This window comes from Phycicoccus sp. Root101, from assembly GCF_001426245.1.
GTDB lineage: Bacteria > Actinomycetota > Actinomycetes > Actinomycetales > Dermatophilaceae > Pedococcus.
Genome location: NZ_LMCM01000010.1, coordinates 374408 through 386216, shown reverse-complemented (window position 1 = coordinate 386216; position 11809 = coordinate 374408). Strand labels below are relative to the sequence as shown.

Sequence of the window (11809 nt, the reverse complement as noted above, 5' to 3'; positions counted from 1 at the left end):
CAACGTTCCTCAGGCCTTCTTGGCGGCGGCCTTCTTCGTGGTGGTCTTCTTGGCGGTCGTCTTCTTCGCAGCCTTCTTGGCCGGGGCCTTCTTGGCCGCGCGCTTGCGGGTCGTCGGACCCTTGGCGCGCTTCTCGGCCAACAGCTCGGCACCACGCTCGGGCGTCATCGACTCGGGCTCGTCGCCCTTGCGCAGGGTCGAGTTGGTCTCGCCGTCGGTGACGTACGGACCGAACCGGCCGTCCTTGACCACCATCGGGCGCCCGGACACCGGGTCGTTGCCGAGCTCCTTGAGCGGCGCCGAGGCGGCGCGGCCGCGCTGCTTGGGCTGGGCGTAGATCGCCAGCGCCTCCTCGAGCGTGATGTCGAAGAGCTGCTGCTCGGTGACCAGGGACCGGGAGTCGGTGCCCTTCTTGAGGTAGGGGCCGTACCGGCCGTTCTGCGCCGTGATCTCGACGACGCTGCCGTCCTCCTCCGTGGAGGTGCCGACGACGCGGGGCAAGCTGAGCAGCTTGAGCGCGGTCTCGAGGTCCATGGTCGCGAGGTCCATGTCCTTGAACAACGACGCGGTGCGCGGCTTGACCTTGTTCTTGCCCTTGAGCGCCGCGGTCTCCTCGTCGAGGACCTCGGTGACGTACGGCCCGTAGCGCCCGGCCTTGGCCACGATGTCGCGACCGTTCTCCGGGTCCTGGCCCAGGACCTTGCCGTCGTCGGCGGACTGCTCGAGCAGCTCACGCGCCCTGGCCGGGGTCATCTCGTCGGGGGCGATGTCGTCGTTGATGGTGGCGCGACGCGGCGTGGTGTCGGCGTCGTCGGTCATCTCACCGGTCGACAGGTCGACACCGCGCGGGACGGTCTCCTCGACGTACGGGCCGTAGCGGCCGACGCGGACGACGATCCCCTCGCCGATGTCGATCGTCGAGATCGCGCGGGCGTCGATGTCACCGAGGTCCTCGACGAGCTGCTTGAGGCCCAGGTGCGCGTTGCCCGCGTCGGGCAGGCCAGGCTCGGAGCCGACGAGCGCCCCATCACCCTCACCGAAGTAGAACCGCTTGAGCCACTCCGCGCGCTGTGCGTCGCCGCCCGCGATGCGGTCGAGGTCCTCCTCCATCGAGGCCGTGAAGTCGTAGTCGACGAGCTCGGTGAAGTGCTCCTCAAGCAGCCGCGTCACGGCGAACGCGAGCCAGGTCGGGATCAGGGCCGAGCCACGCGTGTTGACGTAGCCACGGTCCTGGATCGTGCCGACGGTGGAGGCGTAGGTCGACGGACGACCGATTCCCTTCTCCTCCATGGCTTTCACGAGCGTCGCCTCGGTGTAGCGCGGCGGCGGCGTGGTCTCGTGGCCGTCCGGTTCGGCCCGGACGACGGTGAGGGAGACGCCCTCGCTCAGCTTCGGGAGGCGGCGCTCCTCCTCGGCCTCGGCGGCCTTGGACGCGCGCTCCTCGTCACGACCCTCCTCGTATGCCGCGAGGAAGCCGCGGAACGTGATGACCGTTCCGGAGGCGCTGAACTCCACGACCCGGCCGTCCTCGAGCGTGCCGCCGAGCTTCACGGTGGCGGTCGAGCCACGCGCGTCGGCCATCTGCGAGGCGACGGTGCGCTTCCAGATCAGCTCGTAGAGCGCGAACTCGTCACCGCGCAGCTCGCCGGCCACCTGCGCCGGCGTCCGGAAGCGGTCCCCGGCGGGACGGATGGCCTCGTGGGCCTCCTGCGCGTTCTTGACCTTCTTCTCGTAGAGGCGAGGCGACTGGGGGACGTACTCGGCCCCATACAGGTCCCGGGCCTGCTGGCGCGCGGCGGTGAGGGCGGCCTCCGACAGCGTGGTGCTGTCGGTACGCATGTAGGTGATGTAGCCGTTCTCGTAGAGGCGCTGCGCGACGCGCATGGCGTTCTTCGAGGAGAGGCGCAGCTTGCGGGAGGCCTCCTGCTGCAGGGTGCTGGTCGTGAACGGAGCGCTGGGACGCCGGGTGTACGGCTTCTCCTGGACGCTGGTCACGGCCACCTGGCAGGTGAGCACCTGGGTCGCGATCGAGGTCGCGGTGGCCTGGTCGAGGTGGACGACCGACTTGCCCTTCAGGGTGCCGTCGTCGTTGAAGTCACGGCCCATGGCGACGCGGTTGCCGTCGACGGAGCTGAGCCGCGCCGTGAACTGGTTCGACGCGCCGTCGGGCGTGAAGTCGCCCTCGACGTCCCAGTAGGACGCACGGACGAACGCCATCCGCTCGCGCTCGCGCTCCACGACGATGCGGGTGGCGACGGACTGCACACGGCCGGCGGACAGTCCCGCCTTGACCTTGCGCCACAGGACCGGGCTGACCTCGTAGCCGTACAGGCGGTCGAGGATGCGGCGGGTCTCCTGGGCGTCGACGAGCGCGACGTCGAGGTCACGGGTGTTGGTGGAGGCGCGCTGGATGGCCTCCTTGGTGATCTCGTGGAACACCATGCGCTTGACCGGGACCTTGGGCTTGAGCACCTCGAGCAGGTGCCAGGCGATCGCCTCGCCCTCGCGGTCCTCATCAGTGGCCAGGTAGAGCTCGTCGGCGTTCTTGAGCAGGCGCTTGAGCTCGGCGACCTTCTTCTTCTTGTCGTTGTCGACGACGTAGTAGGCCTCGAAGCCGTTGTCCACGTCGACGCCGAACCGGCCGAACGGGCCCTTCTTGATGTCTGCGGGCATCTCCGACGGGGTCGGGATGTCGCGGATGTGACCGACGGACGCCTCGACGTCCCAGTCCTTGCCCAGGTATCCGCCGATCGTCTTCGCCTTGGCCGGCGACTCGACGATGACGAGCTTGCGCCCTTCAGCCACGTTCTCTTCCTCGGTTCCTGCTCCCATGTGCTGCGGATTCGTCGCAGCGTGGACATGGCAACGCGAAAGACGGTAGCCGGTCCCGTCAAATCTGCCTCGTCCGGTCTCGCGGACGTGCCTGGTGCTGGTCCTGAGCGGTCTGCCTCGAGCACTTGGTTGAAAGTTCAAGTAGATGTACACTGATGTCATGACCGAGTCCTCCCTGCCCGAGCGGCAGCCCGTGCTGTACCTCAGCCACGGCGCGCCGCCGCTGGCGGACGACCCCCGCTGGACCCGCCAGCTGTCCGACTGGTCCGGCCGCTTCGGCAAGCCCACCAACATCCTCATGGTGTCGGCGCACTGGGAGGAGGCCCCGCTCGCCCTCAGCGCGACCTCCGGCGACGTCCCCCTCGTGTACGACTTCTGGGGCTTTCCCCAGAAGTACTACGACGTCACGTATGCCGCCCCGGGTGCGCCCGAGCTCGCGGACAGCATCACCAAGCTCGTGCAGTCGTCCGAGACCCCGGTCCACCGGGACGAGTCGCGCGGCCTGGACCACGGCGCCTACGTGCCGCTCGTCGAGATGTACCCCGAGGCGGACATCCCCGTCCTGCAGATGTCGATGCCGACACTGGACCCCAGGGCCCTGTTCGAGATCGGTCGCAAGCTCGCCCCGCTGCGCGACGAGGGCACGCTGATCGTGGGTTCGGGGTTCACCACCCACAACCTGCGCTGGTTCAACCCGTCGGCCGGCCCTGACGGCACTCCCCCGGCCGCCTCGAGCGAGTTCGACCACTGGGCCGCCGAGGCGCTCGAGCGCCAAGATGTCGACGGCATCCTCGACTTCGTCCACAAGGCCCCCGCTGCCCTCGAGGCCCACCCGCGCACCGAGCACTGGGCCCCCCTCTACGTGAGTCTCGGCGCGGCATACGAGTCCGGGTCGCTGGAGAACCAGAGCGTCATCGACGGGTTCTGGTTCGGCCTGAGCAAGCGTTCCTGGCAGTTCGCGTAGCCCCACCCTCCAAGCCCGCCCCACCCCGCCCCGGCCCCGATGCCGCCCCGACGCCGCCCCGGCCTGGCTTTGGGTGCCCAGACGGTCGGAAATCCGACCGTCTGGGCACCCAAAGCGCGGAAGAAAGAGAGAGGCAGCCGGTCAGGCGGCTCGACGGAGCGCCTGCCCGACCTGGGCCATGAAGAGGTCCTCCTCCAGGCGCAGCCCGATCAGGTCGATCGTCAGCACGATGTCGTCGCCGAGGGTGAGCGAGTTGCGACGGAGGTTGTCCGACGTGACGGCCAGCCCCTGCCGGTGCTGCGCCCCGTCGATCTCCACGACCACGCCGTGATCCTCCCAGGCCACGTCGAGGTAGAGGCGACCCCGATGGCCACGACGGACCACCTGTCGACTGGGCACGGGCAACCCCCGCTCGCGGCACAGCCGCGCGAAGTCGAGCTCGCCCAGGGACTGCGCTCCGTCAGCCACGTCGCGCACGAGGCGTCGCACGAACCGGGTCCGGCCGTAGTGCGCGCCGGGGTGCCGAACGGGGCACAGCTGCTCGGCTCGGACGAGCCTCTGCTGCACGGCCATGCAGACGATGAGCGCGGCCTGCCGGTCACTGACCGCCCACTGCGCGGCGCGAATCGTCGCGACCTCGGATCGGACCCGCGGCAGACCCGCGCCGACCGCGTCCCGATCCAGGTCCAGGTCGCGTATGCGGTGCAGGACCACCCCGTCGACGGGTCGCGGCACCGCCGGGTGGGGGACGGCCACGTGCACCTCGTCGGACGTGAAGTTCTCCAGTCCGGCTGCGTGCAGCGCCGAGATGCCGTCCAGCGCCGCGCCGTGACCCACCTCCCAGACGGCACGCCACCACCAGGCAGTGCGTGAGAGGCTCCCCGTGTGCACGGCCACCGTGACGCGACCGTGCAGCCGCCATCGACCGGCCGCCACCTCCCGCGCGACCGAGTGGCGGTCGACTCCGAGGTCGCGCAAGTCCGCTCGAGAGATGACGCCGTCCCTGTCGCTTGCGGCCAGCTGGACACTCCGTCGCCGTTCCCACAGCCGCTCCCCACCCATGACGGCAGGGTGGTCGACGTCCCGGCGAGCTCACGACGTCCGCGTCCACTCCTGTGGATCCCCCGGCGGCAGCGGGAGCCCTGTGGACGCCGCCCGCTGCCGGAGTTTGGGTGCCCAGGTGGTCGGAATCCCGACCGTCTGGGCACCCAAAGCGCGGAAGGGGTCGGTCGGGGGTCGGGGGTCGGCGGGCGGGGCGGGTCCGAACTGGGGTCAGGGGATGACGACTGACTTGCCGCGAGCGTGGAACTCGCCCTGCACGCGCAGCGCCTCGGCGGCGTCGTCCAGCGACCAGCGCCGATCCATCTCCGGCTTCACCTTTCCCTGCGCCACCAGGTCGATCAGGAGCTCGAGGTCGGAACGGCTGCGGGACGCGACCTTGAACGCGGGCGCCGTGCGACCGCCGAACGCGAAGACGAACGGGACGCTCAGCATGCGCGGCAGGGGGTGCAGCCACGTGGACTTGGGCGAGGTCACCATGGCGTACGTTCCACCGTCCGCGACCAGCCGGCGGCTGTCGCGCAGGCTCAGGCTGCCGGCGTTGTCGAAGAAGAGGTCGAAGGTGTCCCCCACCGCCCGCAGGTCCTCGCGGGTGTAGTCGACGACCCGGTCGGCGCCCGCCCGTCGCGCCGCCTCGAGGTTGTGGGTGCTGCAGACCGCCGTCACGTGGGAGGCGCCGAGGGCCTTGGCCAGCTGGACGGCGAAGTTGCCGACACCCCCCGAGGCGCCGTTGACCAGCACCCGCTGTCCGGGCTGCAGTCCGCCCCAGTCGCGCAGCCCCTGGAGGGCCGTCTCCGCCGCGACTCCGATGGTGGCTGCCTGCTCCAGCTGGACCCCGGCCGGTACCGGCACGAGCCAGTCGGCCGGCGCGACCACGTACTCCGCATAGGCCCCGCCGGACACCTCCCCGAAGACCCGGTCCCCCGGGCGGAGCCGGGTGACGTCTGCGCCGACCGCCTCCACCACCCCCGCGACATCCGCACCGGGGACCTGCCGCTTGGGCCGGCGCAGCCCCAGCGTCGGTCGCGCGAACATCGGCAGGCCGGTGACGTAGTGCCAGTCCAGGGCGTTGACCGAGGCCGCCGCCACACGGACGAGCACATCGGTCGGGCCGACCGCGGGGACGGGCACGGTGCGCACCGCCACGACGTCCTCGGGTCGGCCGTAGCGCTCGTGGACGGCGGCTCGCATGGTCGTCGGCGTCGTGCCGGCTCCCTCGTCCCCGCCGGCCGGCCGATGGTCCAGCGAGATGCTGCTGTCGATGTCGGTCATGGCGCTCTCCCGGTGCCTCAAGTCCAACTTACGGTGTAAATATGTACGCTGTAAGTTAGACCTACGCCGTAAGTCTGTCAACGGTTGCGGGCTACCCTTGGCTGGTGACCGACACCGCCCAGACCGCCGCAGCAACCCGCCCCCTCAGTCGTGGGCGGATCGGGGAGGCCGCCGTCGCCGTCGCGGACGCCGAGGGGATCGGGGCCGTCTCGATGCGGCGCATCGGTCAGGAGCTGGGCGTCGAGGCGATGTCCCTGTACAACCACGTCGCCAACAAGGACGCCATGCTCGACGCGATGGTGGAGCTGGTGGCCGCCCAGCTCATCGCCGGGACGTCCTCGCTCGACGCGCCGGACCCCGCGACGGACTGGCGCGGCGCGCTGCGCGCGAGAGCGCTGGCCGCCCGGGAGGTGATGCTGCGGCACCGCTGGGCACCCGGCGTGCTGCAGACCCGGACGGCGATGAACCTCGACCTCGTCCGCTACTACGACGGCGTCGTGGGGGTGCTGCGCGCGGGCGGGTTCAGCAACGACCTGGCACACCACTCCCTGCACGCGCTGGGCAGCCGGGTCGTCGGCTTCTCGCAGGAGCTCTTCGACCCCGGCGCGGCCGCCGACGACGCGTCCGAGGAGATGCTCGAGGCGATGGCAGAGCACGTGCCCCACCTCGTCGGCATGCTGGCGGAGGTCGCCCACGACGACCCGGCCTCCACCCTCGGGTGGTGCGACGACCAGTCCGAGTTCGAGTTCGGGCTCGATGTCCTGCTCGAGGGGCTCGAGCGCCGCCGGGCTTCTACCGTGGTCCCATGATCACTGCCCTGCACACCCTGGTCTACGCCGAGGACCCCGCGGCCGCGCGCGCCTTCTTCCGTGACGTCCTCCAGCTGCCCGGCGCCGACACCGGCGGCGGCTGGCTGATCTTCCGAACCGGCCCGAGCGAGCTCGGCGTCCACCCCTCCTCGTGGGAGCACGAAGGGCGCTCGGGTGGCACCGACCAGAGGTTCGACCTGTCGTTGATGTGCGACGACCTCGAGGCCACCATGACCGAGCTCGAGGGGCGCGGCGCCCGCTTCGAGGGCGATGTCGTCGACCAGGGATGGGGGCGGACCGTCCAGCTCGTGGTCCCCGGAGCCGGGACGATGGTGCTCTACCAGCCCAGCTACGACCCCCCGGCCCTCGGAGGCACCGAGCTCGACGCCATGTGGTGACCACCTGACAGGATGCCGACGTGCGCGAGCTTCCGGTCTGGGTGAGGTGGCTGCTCGTCGGCCGGTTCGTCAACGCGCTCGGTTCGATGGCCTGGGTGTTCGTCCCGCTCTACCTCGTGTCCGACCGCGGGCTCGACGAGGTGGCCGCCGGCTCGATCGCCGCCGTATGGGGCGTGGGCACGATCGCCGGCAACCTCGCCGGCGGGTCGATCGGCGACCGGTGGGGCCTGCGCCCGACGCTCGCCGTCGCGTCGCTCGCCTCCGCCCTCGGCTGTGTCGCCGTCCCGCTCACGCCGACCACCGGCCTCGCCGCGGTCCTGTTCGTCATGGGCGCCCTCGGTGGCATCGGGCGCCCGGTCTCCTTCGCGCTGGTCACCAGCGCGCTCCCGGCGCAGGACCGCCGTCAGGCCAGCGCCTGGATGCGGTCGGTCAACAACGCCGGCACCGTCCTCGGGCCCCCGCTGGGCGGCCTGCTCGCCGTGCACCACTTCGGCGCGGTCTTCGTGATCGACGCGGTCGCCAGCCTGCTGATGCTCGGCGTGGTCCTCCTCGTGGTCCCCGCCACCGCACGGGCCACGGTCGCCGACGGCGCCCCGCGCCGCGTCCTCGACGCGCTCCGAGCCGACCCGCGGTTCGTCCTGCTGCTGCTCACCGTCGTGGCCGCCGACACGGCCTACCGGTTCGCGTACTCGGCCGTCCCGTGGCAGCTCGAGGCGCTCGGCGCGGCGCCCTGGGTCTACGGCAGCACCATCTCGCTCAACTGCGCCCTGATCGTGTTCCTCGAGCCGTGGCTGGCCCATCGCCTGCGGGCCCGACGACCCGAGCCGCTCATCGTCGCCGGCTTCGTCCTCGTCGGCGTCGGCTGGCTGGTCGTCGCCCCCTCCCCCGCCGTCGTGACCGTGCTCGCGGCCGTCGTCGTCGTCACGGCCGGGGAGATGCTCTACAAGCCGACCGCCACGGCGCACGCCGCGGACCGGGCCCCCGAGGGCATGCACGGCCGCTACCAGAGCCTCTACGGCGCCGCTTCGATCGGCGGCACGGTTGTCGCGCCACCCCTGGCCGGCGCGCTCTTCAGCTCCTCACCTCACCTGATGTGGGTCGTGGGAGGCCTCCTCGCCCTCGCCGCCGCGGCGGTCCTGGGGCTGACCCGGGCGAGGGACGACAGAGGGGTACGCCGCGTGGTGACCACGCGGCATACCCCTCGGTGACGGGCGGTGCGGGTCAGTGACCGCCGGAGCGGCGCCGGGGAGCCGGTCGCGTCGGGTCGTCGCCGACCTTCTCGACCTCGTCGGGGACGACGATCGGCTTGACCCGGGCCCAGCCGAGGAACAGGGCCGAGACGACGATCAGGACGATGCCCGTCCAGAGGTTGGCGTTGACGCCTCCGGTCTTGTCCAGGGCCTTGTCGGCGAACAGCCCTGCGAGCAGCAGGATCACGCCGTAGAGGCCGAGGAGGCTGCCGATGATGTTGCGGATGTCGAACGCGCCGGCGGTCTTCTTGGCCGGCTTCGTCGAGGTCGTCTTGTCGGACATGGCAGCGTCTCCTAGAAGGCGAAGTTGAGGACGAGGACCATGAGCAGCGCGATGCCGGCGAGTGGCATCGTGCGCTGGTACCACGGCTGGCTGGCCTCCTCGGGATCGCGGAGGTCCTCCTTGGGCGTCTCGGAGTAGACGAGGCCCTTGAGCTCCGAGGCCGGCTTCGGCTCCGTCACCATCGTGACGAGCACGCTGACGACGATGTCGACGACGAACGCGGTCGAGGCGGCCACGAAGCTGGCGCCCTGCCCCGACAGCCCCAGCACGCCGAGGCTGGCGGAGCCGAACGCGTCCTCGGAGAGGAACGCCACGACCACCGCGGAGATGGTGCCGCTCGAGAGACCGACCCAGCCGGCCGTGGCCGTCATCCGCTTCCAGAACATGCCGAGGATGAAGGTCGCGAACAACGGTGCGTTGAAGAACCCGAACAGCGTCTGGAGGTAGTCCATGACGTTGCTGAAGCTCGACGCGATCGTCGCGGTGAAGATCGCGATGACGGTCGCCGCGACGGTCGCGAGGCGGCCGATGCGCAGGTAGTAGTCGTCGCTGTGGTCCTTGCGGATGTAGCGCTGCCACAGGTCGTAGCTGAAGACGGTGTTGAACGCGGAGATGTTCGCGGCCATGCCGGCCATGAACGCGGCCAGCAGACCCGCGATCGCCAGGCCCAGCAGGCCGTTCGGGAGGACGTCACGCATGAGCAGCAGGAGTGCGTCGTTGTACTTCACGCCCTCGCCGGACGCGCCACCCGCGGGGGTACCGCCACCCTTGAGGTCGATCATCTCCTTGACCAGGACGGCCGAGACCATGCCGGGGAGGATGACGATGAACGGGACGAACATCTTCGGGAAGGCGCCGATGATCGGCGTCTTGCGCGCCGCGGAGATCGACTTGGAGGCCATGGCGCGCTGCACCTCGACGAAGTTCGTCGTCCAGTAGCCGAACGACAGGACGAACCCGAGGCCGAACACGATGCCGATGACAGACAGGAACGACGAGCTGAACCCCGAGAGCGCCTGACCGGGCCAGGACTCGAGCTGCTGGGCCGCGGGAGCGACCTTCGCGGCGGCGGGAGCAGACTCCGCGAACGCGGCGATCTTGTCCTTGAGGCCGCCGTACCCACCGACGCGGTGCAGGCCGATCAGGGTCAGCGGCAGCAGCGAGGCCACGATGACGAAGAACTGCAGGACCTCGTTGTAGATCGCGGCCGAGAGCCCGCCGAGGGTGATGTAGGACAGCACGATCGCGGCGGCGACGATCAGCGCGACCCAGAGGGGCCAGCCGAGCAGCGCGTGGACGATCGAGCCGAGCAGGTAGAGGTTGACGCCGGCGATGAGCAGCTGGGCCACCGCGAAGCTGATCGCGTTGACCAGGTGGGCGCCGGTGCCGAACCGCCGGAACATGAACTCGGGGACCGAGCGCACCTTGGAGCCGTAGTAGAAGGGCATCATCACGACGCCGAGGAACAACATCGCGGGGATGGCGCCGACCCAGAAGTAGTGCACCGTCGGCAGGCCGATCTCGGCGCCGTTGGCCGACATGCCCATGATCTCGACGGCACCGAGGTTGGCCGAGATGAAGGCCAGGCCGGTGACCCACGCGGGCAGCGAGCGTCCCGACAGGAAGAAGTCGATCGAGTCGGAGACCGACCGCCGGGCCATGAACCCGATGCCCAGGACGAACCCGAAGTAGATGACGACGAGCAGGTAGTCCAACCAGTTCGCGTCGATCAAGGTGGTCGCGGCGGGCACCGCGAGGGAGAGGTGAGACATCAGCGGCTCCTAGGTGACGACAAACCAGCGGATCAAACCTAGGCGTTGTGGGGCGAAAGGGCACCCGGGCCCCGGCGCGGCCCCGCGCCGCTGCTCCTTGGCATGGCGCGCCCCCGACGTCGCGGTGCAGCTTCGGGACAACCCACGCATCATGGATTGATGGAACACACCGTGCACCCACGCGCCGGATGGCTCAGGTCACCGGCACTCCTGCTCACGGCCCTTGCGGCCGTCCTCGGACTCCTCGTCGCCGCGGCCGCACCCGCCGGCGCCGCCAGGACGTCCCTCGTCCCCCTCCCCGACGGCCTGCGCCCGGAAGGCATCACCGCGGGTCCGGGCGACACCTACTACGTCGGGTCGCTCGCCGACGGCCGCATCGTCACCGGCGACCTCAGCCGCCGGACGAACCGCGTGCTGCTCCCCGGAGCGGAGGGCCGCCAGATCCGTGGCCTCGACCGCGACGACCGCACCGGGCTGGTCTGGGCGGCCGGCAACGTCGGCAGCGTCGCACACGTCTGGGCCGTCGACGGCCGCACGGGTCGGGTCGCCTCGGACACCGTCGTCCCCGGCGGCGTCTTCCTCAACGACCTGGTCGTGACCCGCGACGCGGTCTGGGTCACCGACTCGAGGGTCGACCGGCTCACGGTCATCGCCCTCGGACGACACGCGCAGCCGACCGGGGCCGCGGCGGCCTTCCTCCAACTGCGTGGTGCCTGGCCCGCCGGCGACGGGGTGGCCAACAACGCCAACGGCATCCGCCAGCTGTCGGATGGTTCGGCGGTCCTCAACAACAGCCGGGTCGGCGGGCTCTGGCGGGTCGACCCGCGCACCGGCGTGACGACGTCGATCCCGGTCCGCGGCGGCCCTGCCATCACCGGCGGGGACGGCCTCGAGCTGTCGGGCCGGACCCTCTACAACGTCAGGGGCACCGGTCAGGCCGAGGTGTCGGTCGTGCGACTCGAGCAGAGTCGCCACGGGTGGTCGGCGAGGTACCAGCGCACCCTCACCGACGCCAGCCTCGACGTCCCGTCCACCGCGGTCCTCGTCGGCGGCACCCTGTGGGCGGTCAACGCCCGCTTTGGTGTCGCGAACCCGGACACCGCTCCCTACTGGATCACCCCGCTGCGGGCCCACCGGGGCTGACCTCCTGCCGGTCCCCCGGGGTGCCAG

At 70.7% G+C, this 11809-nt stretch carries 10 protein-coding genes; 5 read left to right on the top strand and 5 right to left on the bottom strand.

The genetic code is table 11. From position 1 onward, the window contains the following. Nucleotides 1-9: 9 nt before the first annotated feature. Nucleotides 10-2805 carry a type I DNA topoisomerase gene (topA, locus tag ASC58_RS18765; protein WP_369796259.1) on the bottom strand — a complete coding sequence of 932 codons (2796 nt, stop codon included), beginning with the start codon at nucleotides 2803-2805 and terminating at the stop codon, nucleotides 10-12. Nucleotides 2806-2992: 187 nt separating this feature from the next. On the opposite strand from topA, the gene ASC58_RS18760 reads away from it, so the two are divergent. Further along, entirely contained in the window at nucleotides 2993-3796 is an 804-nt protein-coding gene (locus ASC58_RS18760; RefSeq protein WP_056915707.1) for a dioxygenase, read from the top strand. Between the two features lie 141 nt (nucleotides 3797-3937). On the opposite strand, the gene ASC58_RS18755 is transcribed toward ASC58_RS18760, so the two are convergent. Beyond that, nucleotides 3938-4774: a hypothetical protein gene (locus ASC58_RS18755; RefSeq protein WP_235529317.1), complete on the bottom strand. Its 837-nt coding sequence runs from the start codon at nucleotides 4772-4774 to the stop codon at nucleotides 3938-3940. A gap of 294 nt (nucleotides 4775-5068) precedes the next feature. Beyond that, nucleotides 5069-6127, bottom strand: a complete 1059-nt coding sequence (locus ASC58_RS18750; RefSeq protein ID WP_056920346.1) for an NAD(P)-dependent alcohol dehydrogenase — start codon at nucleotides 6125-6127, stop codon at nucleotides 5069-5071. 104 nt (nucleotides 6128-6231) lie between these two features. On the opposite strand from ASC58_RS18750, the gene ASC58_RS18745 reads away from it, so the two are divergent. From ASC58_RS18745 to ASC58_RS18735, 3 genes are read left to right on the top strand one after another with little or no spacing between them, the layout of a single operon-like run. Further along, nucleotides 6232-6936: a TetR/AcrR family transcriptional regulator C-terminal domain-containing protein gene (locus ASC58_RS18745; RefSeq protein WP_056920345.1), complete on the top strand. Its 705-nt coding sequence runs from the start codon at nucleotides 6232-6234 to the stop codon at nucleotides 6934-6936. Next, the gene (locus ASC58_RS18740) at nucleotides 6933-7334 is read left to right on the top strand and encodes a VOC family protein (RefSeq protein WP_056915710.1); all 402 of its coding nucleotides are present in this window, start codon (nucleotides 6933-6935) and stop codon (nucleotides 7332-7334) included. The genes ASC58_RS18745 and ASC58_RS18740 overlap by 4 nt, the downstream gene beginning before the upstream one ends. 20 nt (nucleotides 7335-7354) lie before the next feature. Beyond that, a complete protein-coding gene (locus ASC58_RS18735; RefSeq protein WP_056920344.1) occupies nucleotides 7355-8542 on the top strand; it encodes an MFS transporter in 1188 nt (395 codons plus the stop codon). A gap of 13 nt (nucleotides 8543-8555) precedes the next feature. Here ASC58_RS18735 and ASC58_RS18730 read toward each other — a convergent pair whose 3' ends face one another. Both ASC58_RS18730 and ASC58_RS18725 read right to left on the bottom strand, forming a co-directional pair. Then, nucleotides 8556-8867 (bottom strand): hypothetical protein, encoded by a 312-nt coding sequence (locus ASC58_RS18730; protein WP_056920343.1) that lies wholly within the window; start codon nucleotides 8865-8867, stop codon nucleotides 8556-8558. A gap of 11 nt (nucleotides 8868-8878) precedes the next feature. Continuing rightward, nucleotides 8879-10639 (bottom strand): sodium:solute symporter family protein, encoded by a 1761-nt coding sequence (locus ASC58_RS18725; protein WP_056915713.1) that lies wholly within the window; start codon nucleotides 10637-10639, stop codon nucleotides 8879-8881. 159 nt (nucleotides 10640-10798) lie between these two features. Between ASC58_RS18725 and ASC58_RS18720 the strand changes: the two genes are divergently transcribed. Next, nucleotides 10799-11782, top strand: coding sequence for a hypothetical protein (locus ASC58_RS18720; protein ID WP_056920342.1), 984 nt, complete (start codon nucleotides 10799-10801; stop codon nucleotides 11780-11782). The last annotated feature ends 27 nt before the right edge of the window (nucleotides 11783-11809 follow it).

What these genes read in the sequence shown, in the direction of transcription:
- ASC58_RS18725 (WP_056915713.1), bottom strand. Translation starts at nt 10,639, where the DNA reads ATGTCTCACCTCTCCCTCGCGGTGCCCGCCGCGACCACCTTGATCGAC.
- ASC58_RS18740 (WP_056915710.1), top strand. Translation starts at nt 6,933, where the DNA reads ATGATCACTGCCCTGCACACCCTGGTCTACGCCGAGGACCCCGCGGCC.
- ASC58_RS18730 (WP_056920343.1), bottom strand. Translation starts at nt 8,867, where the DNA reads ATGTCCGACAAGACGACCTCGACGAAGCCGGCCAAGAAGACCGCCGGC.
- ASC58_RS18760 (WP_056915707.1), top strand. Translation starts at nt 2,993, where the DNA reads ATGACCGAGTCCTCCCTGCCCGAGCGGCAGCCCGTGCTGTACCTCAGC.
- ASC58_RS18750 (WP_056920346.1), bottom strand. Translation starts at nt 6,127, where the DNA reads ATGACCGACATCGACAGCAGCATCTCGCTGGACCATCGGCCGGCCGGC.
- ASC58_RS18720 (WP_056920342.1), top strand. Translation starts at nt 10,799, where the DNA reads ATGGAACACACCGTGCACCCACGCGCCGGATGGCTCAGGTCACCGGCA.